The organism is Chitinophaga sp. YR627 (genome assembly GCF_900114995.1).
In the GTDB taxonomy this organism is placed as follows: domain Bacteria; phylum Bacteroidota; class Bacteroidia; order Chitinophagales; family Chitinophagaceae; genus Chitinophaga.
Map to the genome: position 1 here is coordinate 194,774 of NZ_FOUX01000005.1, position 20,015 is coordinate 214,788.

Annotated in this window: 22 protein-coding genes; 11 read left to right on the forward strand and 11 right to left on the reverse strand. The window is 42.6% G+C overall.

Translation table 11 applies throughout. The features are described 5' to 3' along the window. Nucleotides 1-2: 2 nt before the first annotated feature. Nucleotides 3-1,121: a 5-(carboxyamino)imidazole ribonucleotide synthase gene (locus BMZ72_RS25730; protein WP_089812565.1), complete on the reverse strand. Its 1,119-nt coding sequence runs from the start codon at nucleotides 1,119-1,121 to the stop codon at nucleotides 3-5. A 447-nt stretch (nucleotides 1,122-1,568) separates the two neighbouring features. On the opposite strand from BMZ72_RS25730, the gene BMZ72_RS25735 reads away from it, so the two are divergent. Continuing rightward, nucleotides 1,569-2,027, forward strand: a complete 459-nt coding sequence (locus tag BMZ72_RS25735; RefSeq protein WP_089812566.1) for a hypothetical protein — start codon at nucleotides 1,569-1,571, stop codon at nucleotides 2,025-2,027. An 81-nt stretch (nucleotides 2,028-2,108) separates the two neighbouring features. Here BMZ72_RS25735 and BMZ72_RS25740 read toward each other — a convergent pair whose 3' ends face one another. After that, nucleotides 2,109-4,103, reverse strand: a complete 1,995-nt coding sequence (locus BMZ72_RS25740; RefSeq protein WP_089812567.1) for a beta-N-acetylhexosaminidase family protein — start codon at nucleotides 4,101-4,103, stop codon at nucleotides 2,109-2,111. Nucleotides 4,104-4,310: 207 nt separating this feature from the next. Here BMZ72_RS25740 and BMZ72_RS25745 point away from each other — a divergent pair, with 207 nt between their 5' ends. From BMZ72_RS25745 to BMZ72_RS25775, 6 genes are all read left to right on the forward strand, one after another. Continuing rightward, entirely contained in the window at nucleotides 4,311-6,479 is a 2,169-nt protein-coding gene (locus BMZ72_RS25745) for a hypothetical protein (RefSeq protein ID WP_089812568.1), read from the forward strand. 169 nt (nucleotides 6,480-6,648) lie between these two features. After that, a complete protein-coding gene (locus BMZ72_RS25750; RefSeq protein WP_089812569.1) occupies nucleotides 6,649-7,128 on the forward strand; it encodes a DUF2975 domain-containing protein in 480 nt (159 codons plus the stop codon). 3 nt (nucleotides 7,129-7,131) lie between these two features. After that, complete coding sequence (locus BMZ72_RS25755) at nucleotides 7,132-7,359, forward strand: helix-turn-helix domain-containing protein (RefSeq protein WP_089812570.1); 228 nt, start codon at nucleotides 7,132-7,134, stop codon at nucleotides 7,357-7,359. 574 nt (nucleotides 7,360-7,933) lie between these two features. After that, nucleotides 7,934-8,686, forward strand: coding sequence for a methylated-DNA--[protein]-cysteine S-methyltransferase (locus tag BMZ72_RS25765; protein ID WP_089812571.1), 753 nt, complete (start codon nucleotides 7,934-7,936; stop codon nucleotides 8,684-8,686). A 37-nt stretch (nucleotides 8,687-8,723) separates the two neighbouring features. Continuing rightward, nucleotides 8,724-8,990: an Ada metal-binding domain-containing protein gene (locus tag BMZ72_RS25770; protein ID WP_089812572.1), complete on the forward strand. Its 267-nt coding sequence runs from the start codon at nucleotides 8,724-8,726 to the stop codon at nucleotides 8,988-8,990. A gap of 170 nt (nucleotides 8,991-9,160) precedes the next feature. Next, nucleotides 9,161-9,958, forward strand: a complete 798-nt coding sequence (locus BMZ72_RS25775) for a DUF6882 domain-containing protein (RefSeq protein WP_089812573.1) — start codon at nucleotides 9,161-9,163, stop codon at nucleotides 9,956-9,958. Between the two features lie 49 nt (nucleotides 9,959-10,007). Here the strand turns inward: BMZ72_RS25775 and BMZ72_RS25780 are convergent, their stop codons facing one another. The 3 genes from BMZ72_RS25780 to BMZ72_RS25790 form a co-directional block, all read right to left on the reverse strand. Further along, nucleotides 10,008-10,394: a hypothetical protein gene (locus BMZ72_RS25780; RefSeq protein ID WP_143087789.1), complete on the reverse strand. Its 387-nt coding sequence runs from the start codon at nucleotides 10,392-10,394 to the stop codon at nucleotides 10,008-10,010. A gap of 312 nt (nucleotides 10,395-10,706) precedes the next feature. Continuing rightward, nucleotides 10,707-10,979, reverse strand: a complete 273-nt coding sequence (locus BMZ72_RS25785; RefSeq protein WP_089812575.1) for a DUF4242 domain-containing protein — start codon at nucleotides 10,977-10,979, stop codon at nucleotides 10,707-10,709. Between the two features lie 133 nt (nucleotides 10,980-11,112). Continuing rightward, a complete protein-coding gene (locus BMZ72_RS25790) occupies nucleotides 11,113-11,688 on the reverse strand; it encodes a hypothetical protein (protein ID WP_089812576.1) in 576 nt (191 codons plus the stop codon). Between the two features lie 275 nt (nucleotides 11,689-11,963). Here BMZ72_RS25790 and BMZ72_RS25795 point away from each other — a divergent pair, with 275 nt between their 5' ends. The 3 genes from BMZ72_RS25795 to BMZ72_RS25805 are packed head-to-tail and all read left to right on the forward strand — an operon-like array spanning nucleotide 11,964 to nucleotide 13,682. Further along, nucleotides 11,964-12,524 (forward strand): hypothetical protein, encoded by a 561-nt coding sequence (locus BMZ72_RS25795; protein ID WP_089812577.1) that lies wholly within the window; start codon nucleotides 11,964-11,966, stop codon nucleotides 12,522-12,524. A gap of 29 nt (nucleotides 12,525-12,553) precedes the next feature. Then, nucleotides 12,554-13,117: a hypothetical protein gene (locus BMZ72_RS25800; protein ID WP_089812578.1), complete on the forward strand. Its 564-nt coding sequence runs from the start codon at nucleotides 12,554-12,556 to the stop codon at nucleotides 13,115-13,117. Between the two features lie 52 nt (nucleotides 13,118-13,169). Beyond that, nucleotides 13,170-13,682 carry a methylated-DNA--[protein]-cysteine S-methyltransferase gene (locus BMZ72_RS25805; RefSeq protein ID WP_089812579.1) on the forward strand — a complete coding sequence of 171 codons (513 nt, stop codon included), beginning with the start codon at nucleotides 13,170-13,172 and terminating at the stop codon, nucleotides 13,680-13,682. 88 nt (nucleotides 13,683-13,770) lie between these two features. On the opposite strand, the gene BMZ72_RS25810 is transcribed toward BMZ72_RS25805, so the two are convergent. Continuing rightward, nucleotides 13,771-14,142, reverse strand: coding sequence for a hypothetical protein (locus tag BMZ72_RS25810; RefSeq protein ID WP_089812580.1), 372 nt, complete (start codon nucleotides 14,140-14,142; stop codon nucleotides 13,771-13,773). Nucleotides 14,143-14,601: 459 nt separating this feature from the next. On the opposite strand from BMZ72_RS25810, the gene BMZ72_RS25815 reads away from it, so the two are divergent. Then, nucleotides 14,602-15,738, forward strand: coding sequence for a TlpA disulfide reductase family protein (locus BMZ72_RS25815; protein ID WP_089812581.1), 1,137 nt, complete (start codon nucleotides 14,602-14,604; stop codon nucleotides 15,736-15,738). 96 nt (nucleotides 15,739-15,834) lie between these two features. Here BMZ72_RS25815 and BMZ72_RS25820 read toward each other — a convergent pair whose 3' ends face one another. From BMZ72_RS25820 to BMZ72_RS25840, 5 genes are all read right to left on the reverse strand, one after another. Then, nucleotides 15,835-16,968 carry an MBL fold metallo-hydrolase gene (locus tag BMZ72_RS25820; RefSeq protein ID WP_089812582.1) on the reverse strand — a complete coding sequence of 378 codons (1,134 nt, stop codon included), beginning with the start codon at nucleotides 16,966-16,968 and terminating at the stop codon, nucleotides 15,835-15,837. 9 nt (nucleotides 16,969-16,977) lie between these two features. Next, nucleotides 16,978-17,625, reverse strand: coding sequence for an NAD-dependent epimerase/dehydratase family protein (locus BMZ72_RS25825; RefSeq protein WP_089812583.1), 648 nt, complete (start codon nucleotides 17,623-17,625; stop codon nucleotides 16,978-16,980). Between the two features lie 204 nt (nucleotides 17,626-17,829). Further along, nucleotides 17,830-18,747, reverse strand: coding sequence for a helix-turn-helix domain-containing protein (locus BMZ72_RS25830; RefSeq protein WP_089812584.1), 918 nt, complete (start codon nucleotides 18,745-18,747; stop codon nucleotides 17,830-17,832). 26 nt (nucleotides 18,748-18,773) lie between these two features. After that, nucleotides 18,774-19,514 (reverse strand): SDR family oxidoreductase, encoded by a 741-nt coding sequence (locus BMZ72_RS25835; RefSeq protein WP_089812585.1) that lies wholly within the window; start codon nucleotides 19,512-19,514, stop codon nucleotides 18,774-18,776. 98 nt (nucleotides 19,515-19,612) lie between these two features. Continuing rightward, nucleotides 19,613-19,867 (reverse strand): hypothetical protein, encoded by a 255-nt coding sequence (locus BMZ72_RS25840; RefSeq protein ID WP_089812586.1) that lies wholly within the window; start codon nucleotides 19,865-19,867, stop codon nucleotides 19,613-19,615. Nucleotides 19,868-20,015: the final 148 nt, after the last annotated feature.

Genomic DNA, 20,015 nt, shown 5'->3' on the forward strand with positions numbered 1-20,015 from the left:
GATTAATTTAAAATTTTCCGAATGGTTTCAGCTTTTGCAGCAATGTCTTCCATTGTGCTGCCGGTGATGGTTACATGCCCTACTTTTCTGCCTATTCTGCTTCCTATCTTGCCATACCAGTGCAAATGTGCACCCGGTACCTCCAGGAGGGCTTTTAGTTTTTCTACCCTGTTTGCCGCCAGTGCAGCAGTTTCCAGGAGATTCAGCATTAATGAAGGCAAATGAAGACTGGTATCACCTAATGGTAAACCTAATATAGCACGGAGCAGCTGCTCATATTGTGAGGTAGTACTGGCTTCTATCGTGTGGTGACCGCTGTTGTGTGGTCTTGGGGCCAGTTCATTCACTAAAATTCTGTTGTCTTTTGTAACGAACATTTCTACCGCCAAAATACCTACAAGCTGGAGGGCTTCTGCTATCTTTTCTGCAAGCTTAGTCGCTTCCTCCTGCATTCCTTCTGCTAACTGTGCGGGCGCTACCTGAGATTCAAGTACGAACTTCTCTTCAGAAAACACCATCATCACAGGATCATAACAGGTTACAGCACCATGCTCATTTCTAGCTACAATTACTGCAATCTCGTGTTTGATATCTACCAGTTCTTCCAGTACACATGGTTCATCGAAAGCAGTGGCAATATCTGCTCCTGACTTCAACACCATTACGCCATAGCCATCGTAACCGTTACGACGTTTTTTAAGGCAGCCTGGTAGTTTATTTTCGTATTTGTAAAGATCATTTCTATTCTCAACAGCTTCACCTGGCACTACCGGTATGTTGTGTGACAGCAGGAACTGTTTCTGGGTGAACTTATCCTGGATCACTTTAATTGTATCAGGTGTCGGGAAAACCTTTTTCCCTTGTTTTTCAAGTTCACGTAAGGCGTCGATATTCACCGCCTCCATTTCTATCGTAATAACGTCAAGGCCCTTACCGAATGCCAGTACATCTTCATAAGATTTGGGATCGGCACAGACAAAAGAAGAAGTATAACGGGAACAGGGCGCATTTGGGTCCTTATCCATTACTGAAATGCTGAGGCCGAGGTCTATAGCATGCCGTATAAGCATACCTCCGAGCTGACCGCCTCCTAATATTCCTACTTTCAAATTTTCAATCATAATCTTCAATTGGGATGCAAAGGTATAAAACTATTGCTAATGATCGTTATGCCATTCTGCTTATGGGTTACAGGCCTGCATATAAACAACATATATCATATATATAGAAAGTCAGATAATACTTTCCTTATCACCCTGAGTCCGGACATCTACCTAATTACCTCATCTATAACGGGTTACAAAAAAACAGACAAACCGCCTCCGGAGGATATAATTATAAATCAAGCACTTATACCCCACCAATCCCCCTGCCTGCAGGCCGTAAAGCGGATCCCACTAAAAAACAGCGCATATACAGATTCCTTTTCCGGCTTGCATTTGTAGATGAACATCCGTATTAATACTCTACAAAACATCTACATAAGGCCATAATACCTATTCATTCAATGACATGACACCTGCATTTAATAATTTCGCAGCTGAAAAATTAGTAAATCCCTTTAACCAATGACATCATCCACCCAACCTAAACTCATTAATAACGACGAAGCATCGCTTCGGTTTAACCTGGAACAGTTCGAGAATTTTGGTGAAACCTCATTTCAACACGTCATCTTACTGGATGGAAATACTGCCATCGACGGCGACCTGGACCAGGAATGGACAGAAAAAACGCTGGCAACACTGGGTGTAACCAGCGGATCGGACGAAACGCTGATCCTGGTAAATGGTAACTTACAGGTAGCAGGTACTATAAAGCCCGCTGCTGATACTTTTCCCTTTTTGCTGGTAATAGGGAATGTCCGGTGTGAGGTCATCGATACCCAGGTAAGGATATTATTAAAGCTGGGCAATAAGGAAGAAGCGTATCAGATCGTGAAGCGTATATTAAGAACATCGCCTGATTTTGTGGATTTCCAGGATTTTACAACAAATGCAGATTATCTGACCTGGTTGGAAAAATAGCTATCAGGCAGAATAACAAAGGAGATCAACAATTGATCTCCTTTGTTAAAAATATATTTTGAAATGATTTAAGCCAAACCCTTACTTTTCAGCAATACCAGTCCCCTCTCCCGAAGTAAATCCGATGAATGTAGGTGCATTCGTTATAAACTCATCCAGCACACCATCTGCAAGCTTTATCGGACCGTCAAAACGGGTAGCACCAGGAATACTCCTTATCGCAGTTGCCTGAGCTGCAAATCGTTTAGCATTGGCGAAATAGCGTTCAGCCGCTATACTTCCACGATCAGCAGCCTGGAGTCCTGCCGCTGTAAGTTGAAGTGCCTTTCCCCATAACTGCATCGCATCAAGCCATGGACGGGCTTCCTGCGCAAACGCGGTATCCACCGTACCGGATCTGATGATATCGGGAGCGCCTGCAAATGCGGCCGCATGTTGTATCAGGTCAGCAATAGCCTGATGTCTGGTATCATCACTTCCATTCGCAATTGCATCACGTACACCATCCAGCATTACTTTTAGCTTAGGAGCCTGTACCTGCCAGGGCTGACTACCAAAAGTTGGCGCCATATGCTGGGTATCAAAGAAAGTCAGCAGCGCCGCTGTTGCCTGCTCATCTCCACCTGCCAGTTCACGGGCAGCAGCAATCCAGATCCTTTCTCCATCGTACCCTTTATCATTCCAGCCAAAAGCAGCTACACCGGTTACTGCAACACGGCTTGCCGACTCCTGGTTCATTGGATTGGACAGAATACCTGCCAGCTCTGCCGATAAACCGGCTTCACGTTTTAAATAAGGAGCGAGCAGCAACCGGCCTGTAGATTCTCCATAGTCGTTAACCGGGTAGTTATCCCACAATAGTGTCTTTCTTCCAAATGCTTTTGTTGCTGCACGTGCATCAGGAACAGAAATAGCAGGTGGTACTACATCGGTGCCTGTCCACTGTACAACAACCTGTGAATCAAGATTCTTACGCAAAGCTGCTTTATACGGGCTCTCCTTGGCATCATAATATTCAGTCGGCACCATAATCAAAGGAGGCGCTGTCGGATCAATAGCTTTCAGGTGAGCCTGCAGCTGATTCAACAATTTGGCCTGTGCAATACCAGCTGCTTCTGCTCCTGATGGGCCGAAGGTCGCCTTATCCAGGTCGCAGTTCCATTTGGTGTACTCAATATCGTCCAGTGCTACGTAGAAACTACGTACACCAATTGCGCGCAGCGCTTTAAACTTTCTCTCCAGCGTATGAAGATCGCCTGAATCTGAGAAGCAGACAGTTGGGCCAGGAGAAATGGCATATACAAAGTTGATATAATTCTTCCGGGCTGCTGCCACCAACTTACCAAGTTCCGCTAAAGTCGCATCCGGATAAGCATCTCTCCAGCGATCCCTTGCATAAGGATCGTCTTTAGGGCTATACACATAGGTATTGGCTTTGACAGTCGCCAGGAAGTTGAGATGCTTTTCCCGGTCTGTCATTGACCATGGTTTCCCGTAAAAGCCTTCAATTGTCCCACGGATGGGCATTGCAGGGTGATCCCGGATAACAAGCGTGGGAATAAACGGACGTGTCAGCAATTGACGGAAAGTTTGCACCGCATGAAACAAACCATCTGCGTCATGGCTGGCCAGCGTGATCAGCACACCATTGTTTGCTATCTCACTTGAAACCGTATAACCCTCAATGTTATTTTCAGGTACGATCCCTTGCCTTTTAAGCGCTGATTGTACAATTGCTCCGTCTGTAGTACCAAGGACGATATAAGGGCGATCCAATACCGGTGGCAGTTGTTTTGCTGTCGTAATCGTTTCCACTCCGGCTGACGTTAATAACCTGCGCACCAGACTCACACTCGCCGTGTCAGTACCTGATGGCACAATCAGGCTAACAGACTTACCCAATGCAAAAGCGCCCTTTCCTAACTCGATTGATACGGGTGCAGGAAAGATCGCAGGCAACGTTACAGTCTGTCCTGATGCCGGACTCCCTTGTTGGTAAGCATTTTGATTCGTTTGAGCAAAAGCAGTTCCGCCGAATAGCGTTGCTATAGCGAAAGAAGTAAATAACAATTTCATTGTTCTTTCTAATTTATGACCTGTAATGGGCGGTAAGATAGTGACTAGACTTTCAAAAAAAAAATTGACCGCCACAAAGCCTGATCAAAAAAATTTGGAAATAAAGCGGCGGATATACCATAGGTTAAAGGATTATTTGCCATCTTGTGAGACCTAAAAACCTAATATTGTAACAAACAATAGCAATTATCAAACAAGAATATTCTTATGTGCACAAAGGCAATTTCCACGTTTACAGCATTTACGCTTCTGTTGATGCTATGCAGTTTTGTACCCTCCTATTCATCTGATGGAAAAAAACAGGCGCATCAGATAGTGGACAGGATTGTTTACAACAAAAAGAAACATAGTATCACCTTATCCTGGTCAGCATTCGGCGCTTCAGGAAATTATGTGATTACAAGAGGTGGTAGTCGTCTGGCAGCAGATTTTGTGCAGGTGGGGTCTACTTCCAGATTGACATTTACAGATAATAAGCCCAATACAGACAAGTACGAAAACTATTATAAAATCACCCGTGACTCGATAACAATCATCGTTTCGCTGGAGAAGCAGATTTTTGGCAGCAATATGTATTTCTATGATAGGAAGTATGAAAACGCTGGTACTGCACGCAATGAAATAAACGCGCATTTTAGCTCTATTGGTCTGGGCGGACCTAATGGAGAATGGACAACAAAGCGTCAGGCGTATTATTTCAAAGCTAATGTTGATGGTCAGACTTACGATGTTGGTGGATCTGGTTCAGCATCATCTGCGGCTGCTAATGCAATAGAATTAGGATTCTATTCTCACATCGGAGGTTTGGGCAAAGTACCGTCTGCTGTAAAATTAGGTGCTGTATTCACCAGACCTCACCTCTCCGGCGGCGCAAATGCTACCTGTACCTTCTGGCGTTCTATGGAGAATGTAACTGTGATGCGGGATTTCTCCTGGACAGTTTCTCAGTCAACCAGTGCAAGAAGAATGCAGATTGAAAGTACGTCGAAATACATTTCAGATATTGGGAATAGCAATTTCTGGGGAAGCGGTGGTTTCATTGCTGACGCTAATTATACCTCCTCCAGACCAAACTGGGGTGGACAACAACAATGGTATACCAGAAATACCGTTTTCCCTTCAGGTGAAGGTGCAATGGGTGGTTCGTATAATATGGTCTGGCAGGGTTGCGTTAATGCCCCTAAGGCAGATAATGCCAATTCTCCGGTTCCTGCTACACCGGTTATCAGAGAAAAACCTTTCCTTTTTATCGATAGTGATGGCGAATACAAGGTATTTGTTCCGGCATGGCAAAAGGACAGAGCAGGCCTTTCCTGGTCAGAAACAGATATGGGCAAAGGAAAAGTGCAGGATCTGCTGACTGAATGGTATGTTACCAAAGAAGGCGACACTGATGTAGAGATCAATAAGGCCCTGAAGGCTGGCAAAAACATCTTTTTCACACCAGGACATTACTCGTTAAATGCACCTATTCAGGTAAACAGAAAAGAGGCCATCCTGCTGGGTGCAGGGATCGCTTCCGTTACACTGGAACCAACTGAAAAAAATACCTGGGGATGTATCTATGCTGACGACAAAGACGGTATTATCATTGCCGGATTGCTGATGGATTCATTCAATAGCACTACGTATCAGATCAGAATCGGCAACGAGGGCGCCAAAGCAGATCATGCTGCAAATCCTATTTTGCTCTCAGACATTACCTGCCGAGTTGGTGGCGTTCAGTCAAAGAATATTCAGATACATGCGTCTATGCAAATAAACAGTAATAATGTAGTGGGTGACCATTTCTGGTTATGGCGTGCGGATCATGGTTCACAGCGTGGCGGAGACGCACGTTGGGTGAGAGACCGCTGCAAAAACGGCCTTATCGTTACCGGCAATGATGTTACACTTTACGCGCTGTTTGCGGAACACTATCAGGAATATGAGGTGTTATGGCTGGGAGAACGTGGCAGGACCTATTTCTTACAGAATGAACCGCCATACGATGCTCCGAATCAGGCGAGTTGGAGCAGTCAGGGAGGCCGGGTGCCTGGTTATGCAGCATTCAAGGTAGCTAATACTGTAAAAGAACACCATAGTATAGGAATGGGGTCTTACGCAGTTTTCACGGGCACTGATGGCAATGTGAATAAGAAAAATGGCTTTGAGATACCGAATAGCCCGAATGTAATACTGGAAAAAATGTGTACTACCCGTTTTGCAGGTCCAGGTAATATCTTAAATGTTATCAATGGCACAGGTGGCAGTACAGCGACCGGCGTAAATCGCGTAGCGTCATATAATAATGGAACGGGCACACAGCCTTACGACGAGACATTTGACCTGCCGAATAAAACGTCATATCCTGCGTATATCGTTATGGAGAAGTAAAATAGAATTATAAAATTTTGATACCAAACGGCGCCATTTGTCTTCAAATGGCGCCGTTGGCTTTTTGGGCGATAGAAATGCTGTTTTCTTAAAAACACTAAATATTTATTGTTTATCAATAAATATTTATTACGTTTGCAGTATAAAATCTCAAATCCCTACAATCATCATGAAAAAAATATCTATCATATTTCTTCAGGCAGTCCTCGTGCTGATCGGCATCGTGGCACTTATCCTTTTGATCCGATTTCCTATGACTGAAGGCAGAGCCGCGAACCTGGACTTATTCAGCATTTACTTTAACGGGTTCATCTTATATGGATACGCGGCCTCGATCGCCTTTTTTGTCGCACTATATAAGGCTTTCAGATTACTTGGATATATCGGACAGAATAAAGTATTCTCATCAAATGCTGTCAGGGCATTAAAGAGCATAAAGTACTGTGCCATCATACTGGGTGCTTTAATTGTGATTGCAGGAATATATATCAAGATAGCGCATGATAAAGAGGACGATCCGGCGGGCTTTCTTGCCATGTGTATCATGACGACTTTTGTTAATGTCGTAGTAGCCACTGCTGCCGCAATATTTGAAAAGATATTGCAGAATGCTATTGATATGAAATCTGAAAATGACCTAACAATTTAAGCTATGCCAATTATTGTAAACCTTGACGTGATGATGGCAAAGCGAAAAATATCTCTAAATGAACTTTCTGAAAGAGTTGATTTGACATTATCCAATCTTTCTATCTTAAAGACCGGGAAGGCAAAAGCGATCCGCTTTAGTACGTTGGAAGCAATTTGCAGGGCCCTGGATTGTCAGCCGGGTGATATCCTGGAATATGTGAATGAGGAAAAAGAAACAGCTAATCGCTGATAGGGCTGACATCCCCGTGCCAGCGTGACAAATTTTCCAGAGCGGAGAAAAGCCTGTTGATCAGGAAGTAAGCTGTATCAAAGGTTTAAGCTAACTAATGTAATCTTCATGAATACCAAAACCGGAAGCTAATTCATTGGCTTCCGGTTCTTTTTTTTGAATAGGGCTATTGTTCTTAGCTTGCGAAAATGAGCAACTGAGCAACCCGTTTTTTGCTGAAATATTTAATTTTTGGTATCCATACAAGATCGCAAGAAACGGATTTTACACAAGTATCGTTCTGACTACTTTTGATTCATCAAACGAAAAAACTGAAGAATCTAAAAAATCAAAAAACAAAAGAAGAACTGAACAAAGAAGTTGTAGTCCGCTGGTTTACTCATTTCTGGGGCGAAACCGTTGATCTGTCAATCGTGGATGAAATTGCCTCATCGGAAATGCTGTTGAAGTATTCATTACTCAGCCAATTCTGCAATAAATAATAACAACAATTATCATAACCTGCAACAACGCAATTAACGGGTTGTACACAGTCTAATGATACACGAACTTTGGTATATAAAGTATTTAAATCATGGAAACACAATTTAAAAAAATACTGACAGCAATTAATAAAGTCGCTGCCATAAAATCTGAAAATGATCTGTTTGAGCAAAGTCCGCTTTTTCAAAAAGAAGAAAGACAGTTATTAGAGCAATGGTCTGGAAAAACGATCAGCCAAATTAAAAAAGTACTCTCTCCCACCTACGGTAAAAGTCAGGCTTCATTTAATCCATTTACTGGCAACAACGGGCCAACGTGGATGCCGGTAATCTTTTCCAGATTTGACGAAAATTCCAGACCCACAATTTTCTACTCTTGCGAAAACACTGATTTTGGTAGGGTCATTATCGCTTCAACCGACGAAGGAATTTGCTATTTAACCTTCTTTAGCGGTGATGAAAGCAAAGCAGAAAAAATTCTACAGGAAGAATTTCCAGCTTCACAAATCTTAAATGAGAAAAATACAAATATAGAAACTGCGCTAAATTATCTGGATGGCGATAATACAAATCCGGTTCCGCTGCATGTAAAGGGAACTCCTGCTCAACTGAAGATCTGGGAGGCGCTTTGTACAATACCTGCCGGGGGCTTTATCTCTTATGGGACATTGGCAAAAGCAACTAACAACATAGCCCGGGAAGTTGGCATTGCCATGGGCGACAACCGCATTGCAATGTTAATACCCTGCCATAGAGTAATAAAATCAACCGGAGAGTTGGGACAATATCATTGGGGAGCTATACGTAAACGTGCAATGATTATTAAAGAGGCCGTAATAATATAAAGCATAGGGTTCAATAAAACAATACAAACAGCATAACATGATAGCCCATATAGATATGGGAAGCAGTCCCGAAGAAAGGAGAAAAGCTGCCATTTTTTTAATTCGCAAATGTTGCATAACATTGGGTGGATATAAGAAAGAAAAAATTTACGGATTACTTAGTTGTTCTTCAGGCAAAAGAATGAAAGTTGAAAATCGCGTGTTTTTTAAAAATGAAGTTGAAGCAATTACAAATGGATATAGACCCTGTGGCCATTGCATGAAAGAAAAATATGAACAATGGAAGACAGCAAAAAATAAGTAGTGACCGGATGGCGCATTGGAAACAGCCCTGGCGCCCCACCTGCTTGAAAGATATAGACCACGACTCAAGATTATCAGAATTATAAAAATCGTTCATGAAAAATTGGGCTGATTATGCTGATCATCATTTGTCCAATCATTATGTAGTTTACCATCAAATCTATATATCAAATGTCCCCATCTAAAAAAAACAAAAAAGTAAGTGCATCCGTAGCGATTGATTATAGCAGTTTTGCTGATAAATGTGTTGAAGAATTGAAAGTACTGCAGGATAACCTTACCAACGAATATGATTTAGACTGGTACGAGAATTGGTTTTATAATCACGCTACTGGTCTTTTAACATTTTCAACTGGCGACAAGGAATTAAATTTTAGATATTTCGATGTAGGTAGTTACTCAGAAAGATCAAAAACATGGAAATGGTCCTGGGACAATACATCCACTCCTGACGAAATAAAAGAAAAGACTCAACTTGTTAGATCGTTTGGAGAAAGGTCGAACTTTCCAAAACTAATAACTGGTCAATTTGAAAGTAACGAAGCTGAATCCTGGGAGTTTGCAGCAATTGCAACCAAATTGTCAAATGGAATTGGAGTTTACAGGCCTGTCAACGACAAACAGCTAATGATCTTTTTAGTCATTACTGAATTTGTTGACAACGAAACTGCTAAAAACATCAAAGACAGGTATGTTAAATGCAGCACGCATGAATATCGGCGAAGAGCATTTGTTTGCAGGCACCTCAATGCGACAACAAAAGTAGGATTTGAAGAAGCATTTGAAACTGTTGAAGGCATGGAACTTTTAGAAGATGACGACTTCCAGGCGTGGTGTAATGAGTGTGAAGCTGTAAGACTACAGGAAGGAGAATGGAATGACAAGTCAATGGCATTTGCCCGGATAAAAGTTGTTTGCGAAAAATGCTACTTTGAAATGAAAGCGCTAAATCTTAATACGGACATATAATAAAAAACACCGCAGGTCCCCCCTGCGGTGTTCAAACTATTGCGCCCTTTTATGATTTGTAATAGCTCCTTTTAGCTTCTAACACTGCCTGATCGCGTTCCTGTTTGAAGGTCCGGACCTGTGCGCGGCGCTCTTTACCTGTCAGACTTTTATCCAGCTTAACAGACTCGATCTTGTCCGCATAGTCATTTCTGATATCTGCGATCTGCATATCAAGTTTGGTTGGCTGATATGGTGCGGCTGCATACGGGTAACCGTAAGGAGCTCCGTAGTAGAAACCAAATGGTGAGAAATAAGGATTATAAAACCCGCCTCCTACAACAACTGTAGTCCTGGGATAAAATCCCCCTCTGAACCCACCTCCATGCATTGGAGGCATTGCTGAAGCTACTTGCACCATGGCTGTCAGAACTAATACTATTATTACCTTTTTCATGATTGCTGGTTTTTATGATTATTTGACAGCTTTTAATCAAAAAGATTTAATCTCTTTTACAGCTTTAGCATAGCATTAACAGTCGCCTTTATCTGTACAACTTTTGTATATTTATCGCATTGATTATCTATATGAACAATCCTGTTACATTACTGGTACCTGAAAAGACAGATGTGGAGTTTGATCAGGTCATTGACGCCTGGCAAAAGAGAGGCGGCAACCGTCAATAACCCCCATCAATTAAAAGGCCCGGAAAACTTAATTTCCAGACCTTGCCTTTATATAACTATTTCAAAACCTGCATGTGTACCGCTACTCCGCTGTCGTCGGATCAATAATGGTAGTTATCTCATTGATCGCATTAGCAGGAAAACCTCCCTTCTGTGCATGCTCTCTGATCATCTCTGCATTCGGGGCTATATAAACACAGTATATCTTATCGCCTGTAACATAGCTATGCACCCATTGGATCTGGGGGCCCATATTACTTAGTACACCACAGGAAGCCTGTGATACACCCTTTAGCTCATCGGTGGTCAACCGGCCGGCTCCCGGTAACTCACGTTCTATTACGTATTTCGGCATAGTTGTAGATTTAATTTGTGTAACTATCAGATTGATAACAATCCAGGATATTTTTAGTTCTGTTGCCGTAAAACAAAAAGCCCTCCAGCAGATATCTGCTGAAGGGCCTGCGCCTTGTTTCGGACTTATATGATTAAGGACGGCCTTTCGGCTTCGGAATGGCCTTGTATTTGCCATTTTTGCCCATTGGATCAGCTATAAATGTACCGTTCACCTTTTTATCGATCTTCTCCGTGTACTCGGCATCATATACGATCTTTCCTTTATTGATCTCATAGAATTTAGCCGGAACATAGTATACAGAATCAGCAGAAGGATAAGCTTCACTCACCTCACTACCACCAAACTCCAGCAGTCCGTCGTGATCCCAGTCTTTAATGTCTGAACTGATAGTCGTCATCACCGAGTCAGCCACGGAATTGTTTATACTGAATATATATAATCTGTTCTTCTTCGGTGCAGCTGATTTCACATCCAGGAACAGGAATACGTTTCCTTTATCCTCTTCCAGGCGATTGCGTTTGCTGGCATAGTTGATACTATCTTCCGCAAAATGAAAAGTCTTATTGCCATTCACGATAATGGTGCCTTTATACACCGAGATCTGCTGTTGTTTGCTACTGGTAAAACTTAAGCCTGTCTTTGGTTTCTGTGCCAGTGCCGGAAGACTGATCATCAGCAGAAAACAATATATGAGTCTGAAACGCATAACGATATTTTTAAATTCAAGGCTGAACTTAAGCAAATTTTGTGGATTTAGCACAGAGTCCCTGTTTAATCTATGATCAGCAAGCGGGCTTTGCAAATATTTTTCCTCGTCCCGCGTAAATTCAGTAGCTTCACAATCAATTAGTTCTCAATATATCTGCATGGGGAATACGATTATTGAACGGCTATAATACTACAACTCCAATTCCATCGGTCAGCCTTCAGACACATCACATTTGCACCCAAACAAATCTGTCACCTCTTAAATACCACAACATGAAATCGTTCCTTTTTCTGCTTTGCAGCATTTCATTGGCTGTCGCCTGTAATAACAATGTCAGGACATCTGACAGCAATCATAGTGATAACAGTACACCGGCACTTTCCACTACTGAAGAAACACCGGATTATCCTTTTCAGTTAAAAGAAGCATACAAAGACTGGCAACCGGGTAACAGGAAAAATGCATGGGTTGTCATGAAAATGCTGAAAGCATGGGAAACTAAGAATGTAACAGAATGTGCGTCTTATTTCGGAGATAGCGTCAGACTGCAACTGGACTATTTCGAGAAGGTCGTTAAACATGATAGCCTTCCCGCCATGCTGGAACAATCCCTGGCCGACTTCGCAAGTGTAAAAATTCAGATGGATGACTGGGAATCCGTTATATCAAAAGACCAGCAGGAAGAATGGGTTACACTATGGTATAAACAAAGCTGGGTAGATAAAAAAGGGAAAGCAGATTCACTGGCTATTACCGACGATGCAAAAATAGTGAATGGAAAAATAGTGGTATTTGACGAAAAAATCAGACATTTCCCTGCTGCTAAAAAATAACCATCGCGCATCACATAAAGAACAGTATCATGAAAAAATTGTTATTGATCATCCCTTTATTCATTGCACAGGCGCTGCATAGTCAGCAAAACGGGAAACTCTCCCCTACTGCCGCCCTGCTCTTTAAAGCAGTTAAAACAACACTCACAGTGAACGAGCAGAATCAGATCGCTGCCAGACTGGGCTTTCTTCCCTCCGGTGATAAATCACAGCCTTTTATTCAGGATAAGGATAGCAAAGATTATCCTTTTGCCGCCAGCGTGTATGCCACAGATATGAACAAGGACGGTACTGAAGAGATCTTTGTTGTATTTGGTAACACTTTCACCTCCGGTAATGCCGGCTCCAGCGTTGTGCTCTTTATCAAAAATACAACGGGAACATATGTTGAAAATCTCGGATTCCCTGGTATGGCGCCCGATGTATTGGCTACTAACAGTCAGGGGTATCCGGACCTGCTTATCGGCGGACCAGGCATGGAGTTTCCCGTCTGGAGATGGAACGGGAAGACCTATAAATTCTACAAAAGTGTTAAAGATGCGGATTATGAAAAGCTGAAAAAGGTCGGCCTGGAAAGCATTCGCAAACAATAATTTTACAGTGTTAGAAAATGGTGAGATGCGCAATATTTGCTAATTTGATGTCATGCAGCACTTTTATAAGTACATGAATACGCCTGTTGGCAGACTTACGCTGATCGGCAGTGACGAAGGACTGGCGGCGATTCTGTGGGAGAATGACAATCCCGGCAGAGTACGTCCGAAAGCAGATATAAGACATGATCAGCATCCTGTATTGATAGAAACAGAACGACAACTACAGGAGTACTTTAATGGTGAGCGGAATACGTTTGACATAACACTCGCAGCGATCGGCACCGATTTTCAGAAAGAGGTATGGGAAGCTTTATCCACCATCCCTTATGGTCAGACGCGCAGCTATACACAGATCGCACATCAGATAGGTAAACCGAAAGCAGTACGTGCAGTAGGCGCTGCCAATGGCAGAAATCCTATTTCGATCATTGTGCCGTGTCACCGGGTGATCGGTGCGTCAGGCTCACTGACCGGCTTCGCAGGTGGCCTTCCGGCAAAAGCGTCGTTACTGTCGCTGGAAGATACCAATGGAGCGGCATCACAGCTCTCCCTGAAATTATAAAAATAACTTACCCGAAATTAAAATGTCCTGAAAACGCTTGTGTAAAGCTGTCTTCAGGACATTTCCTTTTTCAGTATAACAAGTAGTACTACATCTTCATACCACCTTCGATCACGCCTATCAGTTTCTTTGTTACCAGTTTGTCTCCGTCGAAGAAAGATACAGTAGCAGTATCTTTGATCATAAACTGAGAACCTTTCCAGTAAGCAACATCTCCTTTAAAATTATCCAATTTCAGTAACTGTCCGGTAGCATTATTCTGTACCTGGATATATGCGAGTGAAGTAACTTCTTCTTTTGAAAGATTTATGTAAAACGTGTAATAGTAACTGGCATCTTTCTGGAATCCTATCTCTGTAAAAGTTGCTTTAGCAATCTTTGCATCTGCACCTTTTCCGAAGATAGAAGAAACAGCAACAACAACGACAAATAATAACAGATAGAGTACTCTCTTGTTCATAGGCCTTGGCTTTATTGATAAAATGAATCTTATTCTTCCAACAATTTAACAAATTATTATATATAAATAAAGCTTTTATTGTCTATGGGGATAAAAAAAATCTCTTCTTGCCCCCTTATTTAGCCAAAACAACTGCATACACCATGATTATCAATGTTTTTCTTCTTTGAACCAGCCTTAGGGCCCACCCAATATTTTTTTCCCGTTTTCCCCGGACTCCCCTCTTTTAACCACCAGACACAAAAGCAGTTATGTTTTTATGGCTCATCAAATTCCTCCTGATCCATATACCGGCATCTACCCTACGAAAAAGAAATACTTTAAAAATTTCTTTAACGCTTGTACGCATATCACGTATTAATTCTTGTCATATATGAAACGAATAATTCAATTGATAATGCGCATTTGTCTTTTTGATTATCTACAATATTTCATATAGCATTATAAAGGTTATAACAGATGAACAGAATTTTGATGTTTCTCGTGGCTTGTCTGATATCTATGCCAATGTTCGCTCAAACGACATTCTACATCAGAGGTCAACTCGGGAAACTTCCAGCTCCGGCAAAGGTTTATATAGGATTTTCAATAGACGGTGATATTGTATATGATTCTGCAGATATAGTGAACGGTACTTTTAAACTTGTACAAGAAACACCTTACCCTGTGAATGCGCTGCTGATGGTAAGTAAGAACGGTGAACCAGTAAATTTTTTCAGCAACAAAAACGTTGCGCACATATATGTTGAACCCGGCGCCAGCATGTGGCTGACCTCCGATGAAGACATTGCAAATTTCGAATCAAACGGTTGTAAATCACAGGATGATTATGCCGGCTATCAGAAACACATGGCCGACATCAATGCAAAGATCGATGCTTTGACAGCTGAATCATCAAATACCATGTTCTCAGATGTAAGTACCTCCGGTATTGCCGCAAAGAGAAGTTACATGGAACACTTCCGTGCTGCTATGGAAGAGAGAAAAAAACAGATGAAAGAGTTCATCCAGCAGAATCCGGAAATGTACATCTCTATCGACATTCTGGAAGAATATGCAGGCGCTTTTATCGACTATCAGGACGTAGAACCGCTCTATAAAATATTAAGTGATAAAACGAAAAAGACAATCAGAGGAAAGGAATTCCTAAAGAAATTAATGGATTCCAAACAGGCAGCTGTAGGTAGTGACGCCCCTGATTTCTCACAGAAAGATCAGGACGGTAATAAGATATCTTTGTCTTCTTTCAAAGGAAAAGTAGTATTACTGAACTTCTGGGGTAGCTGGAACTCCGCTTCCAGAATCGAGAACCAGGAACTGAAACAGATAGTTAAAACACTGGACAATAAAAAACTGGTTGTGATCAACGTTGGTCTTGAAGCACGCAGAGATTACTGGAATAAAGCAATCACTGAAGACAAGCTCACCGGCTACAACGTATCTGATATGAAATACATGAAGAATGAAATTGCGCAGTTGTACAAGGTTTCAGCAGTACCACAGAATGTACTGATCGATGACTCCGGAAAGATCATCGCAAGAAACCTGAAAGGGAATCAGCTGGAAGAAAAGCTGAAAAGTTTATTAGGGAAATAATGATTGATGTATACAACAGTGGACGTTAACAAACGGAAACGCTGCTTTAATTTTGCGACTGTAAAAAAAGGGCCTCAGTATAAACTGAGGCCTTTGTTATTTTTCCCTCCACCATTGCCGGAATACCTTCTCCTTATCATCCAGATAAACAACTTCCCCAATCACCGGCGTCACTAAAGGAATACCTACCGCCTGATCCAGACGGGTAATCTCTCTTAAGGGTTCATCCCATCTATGTCTTGCCAATACAAATTTGGAAGAGTGTACCGGCAATAACCTCGATGCACCAAGGTCCTGTGCTGCCTGTAATACCTCTCCCGGTAAACAATGCACGTAATGCCAGGCACTATCATACTGCCCGTTTTCGATGATAGCCAGATCCACCGGACCATAAGCCTTTCCGATCTCTTTAAAATGTTTACCATACCCACTGTCTCCGCTGACATATATTTTCCGCTGCGTGGTCTGTATTATAAACGACATCCACAAGGTGTTGTTCTGACTGAATCCTCTGCCGGATTGATGTCTTGCAGGTGTAGCTGTTATCTTCAGACTACCATCAGCAGCCTGTGGAGCTGATTCATACCAGGCCAGTTCTATGATCTTGTTAGCCGGATAACCCCATCGCTCGAAATGTGCACCTACCCCAAGACCACAGATCACCTTCTTCGTTTTGTCCTTTAATGCAAGTATTGTTTCATAATCCAGGTGATCGTAGTGGTCATGTGATATTAGCAGATAATCTATTTCAGGAAAATCAGCAGCCGAATAAATATCCGTACCATGGAAAGGCCTCACCGTACCTGGCACCGGCGAGGCATGCTGACTGAATATAGGATCGATCAGGATACGCTTTCCTTCCAGCTGTATATAACAGGATGAGTGTCCAAACCAGATCACCACATCCGTATCCTTTGGCAATTGCTGCAGATCCGTTTTGATGGCAGGAATATCCTTTTCAGGATAACGGCCGGGATATGTTGCAAATAATGCTTTCATCATTTCACCGGAAAAACTATACCCAGGCGCAAAAGTCGGTGTTGCCTCCAGGTTCTCAAAATGACCATTCCGGTAATTTGCATAGTGCTGAATACGCGTGAGCCGCTGTCCCTCCGGCGCCTTACCAAATTGTGGCAAACGCATGAATACAAGCGTCACAATACTCAATAATGCAATCAGCGATAACAGTACAATAGCAATGATCTTTATAACTTTCCGCAATCTTTTCATGCTGTTCTTTTAAGCTACTGCCAGTCTTTTGATGTCACTTATTTCCAGTGTCCGTACTGTATATCCTTTCAACACAGCATGGATCATAGAAAGTCCTACCTCCTGCAGGGTACACGATTGAGAAGGGAACAATAAAGGGAATATCGGTACGATGATCTTATAAAAAGTCTTTACGTTCTGCTGGCCCTTCGTCGGCTTCATAAAACCAGGACGAAAATTATATTGCGCTTTGAATGGCAGCTTAGCCAATGCATTCTCTGCCTTTCCTTTTACGCGTGCCCACATGATCTTTCCCTTTTCAGACGCATCCGTATGACTACCAGACACGAAGTTGAATACCATATCAGGATTCAGGGACAACATAACTTTGGCAAAATTAATGGTCAGGTCATAGGTAATATGGGTGTATACTTCTTCTGTCAGACCTACCGAACTGATCCCCGCACAATAAAAGCAGGCGTCATAACCGATAAGCTGGGACTTTACTGCATTCAGCTCCATAAAATCAGGTACAATACATTCCCTGAGCTTTGGATGTTGTATGCCGGAAGGCTTGCGGTTCACCATTAACACTGCACTGACATCATTATTGCGGAGACATTCGAGCAGAACGCCCTCTCCCACAAAACCAGTCGCACCTGTGATGATAACTTTCATATTGTATCGAATTTTATAAAATGCTTTCTTTACCGGAGACGTTCTAACGCCGTTAATATTTTATATCTCCACAAAAAATTGTAAAATAAGGAGATATACGTACAGCATTCCGGTCCGGCATTCCAGACACACACAAAATTCGTTGCAAATAAGGCATATTACTTTGCTGAAAAGTCCTTTTTCACTTTGTTGAAATGTCCACTTTTAGCGAAAGGATTGTCTGAATGCAATGGGGGAAACATGGGTTTTCCGACGGAAAAGCCGGTTAAAAGACTGGGGATGCTCAAATCCGAGCTGATAGGCAATTTCTGCTACCGAACGATCACTCGTGCTCAGTATATCTTTCGCTTTTTCTATCAGTCGGTCCTGGATATGCTGCTGGGTACTCTGACCCGTCAGGGATTTCAGCATATCGGTCAGGAAACGGGGAGAAACCGAGAGATGATCTGCGACTTCCTGCACGGTAGGTAAACCATCCAAAGGAGACTTTTCTGTATCAAAACGCTCCGATAAATAGGCATTCATACGATCGATCAGGTCATTATACTTTGCCTTTCTTGTGAGGAACTGCCTGTTATAAAAACGGTTACTATAGTTGAGCAATAACTCTATATGTGATACCATCACATCCTGACTGAACTGATCAATGTTATTCTGCAATTCTTCCAGCATGACTGCGAATAGTCCTTCTATGACCCTCTTTTCCTTCGCGGAAAGGAACAGGGCCTCCGCCACCGCATAGGAAAAGAAGCCGTAACGGCTGATCGTTCTTCCTAACTGATAATTCCGGATAAGATCGGGATGAAAAAAGAAGGTATATCCTTCATATGTCTGTGGGTCATTCATCGCCATCGTCCGCTGATGAGGCGCTATGAAGGCAAGTCCTCCCTCTTCAAAATCATAGTATCCCTGTCCGTATTTCACCTGACCTTTAAAATCGATCTTAAAAGAAACTTTATAGAAACTAAGGATAAAGGTATCTCCTGAGTCTTCTGCAGGAACACGGAGATTCCCCGATGGAATCAGCGCCACCAGTGGATGCAAGGGAGCAGGTAACTCCAGATACCGCATCAGGGCGGAAATACTATCAAATAGATGGGTAGATGGAGCGGATGCCTTCATAGCGTCTGAATTGAATAAGAAAAAGACTATGCCTGTGCTGTAGGACGGATAACAAGTTCATTCACATCAACTGCTGCCGGCTGTTCAATGGCATACAAAATACCTGCCGCGATGGCCGCCGGTGCGATCGCCATCTTTTCCATGCCTGCAGATATCTGCGCTTTCAGCTCCTGGTTAGACATACCATTGCCCAGTTCTGTCTGTGTATAGCCGGGCGTAATAAGGGTAACCCTGAGATCGGGACCTGCTTCCTGTCTTAGTCCTTCTGAAATAAACCTTACGGCCGATTTAGTAGCAGCATATACGCCCATATTGGGTATAATACGCAGTCCTGCTGTAGAGGCTACATTGATAAAATGTCCACCCCCCTGCTGACGGAAAACCGGTAATCCTGCAGCAATCCCATGCAGTACACCACGGATATTTACATCGATCATTTCATCCCATTCATCAACCGTAATATGATCCATGGGTGATAAAGCAGCGACGCCTGCGTTGTTGATCAGCACGTCCAGTCGTCCGAAATGCGCAAGTGCCAGACCAACCAGTGCTGTAAGGTCGGCCCGTTTCTTCACGTCTGTCACCGCATAGATCACCGCTCCTCCTGCCGCCGTAATCCGTGCAGCCAATGCCTGTAATCTATCTTCCCTTCTGGCGCCCAATACCACCTTCGCGCCTCTTTCTGCCAGCAGCAAAGCGGTTGCCTCACCAATGCCACTACTTGCGCCTGTTATCAGCACTACTTTTCCTGTTACATTGTTTTCCATGATATTGAATTTTCATTTTCTGATACAAAATTCAACATGGATACACAGAAAACTGTAACCTAAATGGTATATGTTGTAACCCAATTAACCGAACCAGCTTAACAGTGATCCGGCAGAGGGATATTATTAACGGATAATAAGCTATCCAGACGGATCACCAGTCCGTTATCCATCCGCATATATTCCACCTTATTCAGTGCATACACATCCTCTATACGGGCGGTTACATCCTGCTCTTTTCCCTCTTCATCCCTGAATACGATCCTGCAGATAGTACGCATGGTCGCCCAGGCTTCCAGACGGTCATAATAATTACAGTCAATAGGCTGGTAAGGATTGTTGGACGTCTCCATACAAGGATGTTTTTAAAGTTAGCTTTATATATAAATTTCTGACCATTTAAGACAGCGTTCAGACCGCTCATAAAGCCTTAACAATGCTTAACAGTACGGTCCCTGCTCTTGTACAACAAGTTTACTATTTTACGCCAACAATACAAAG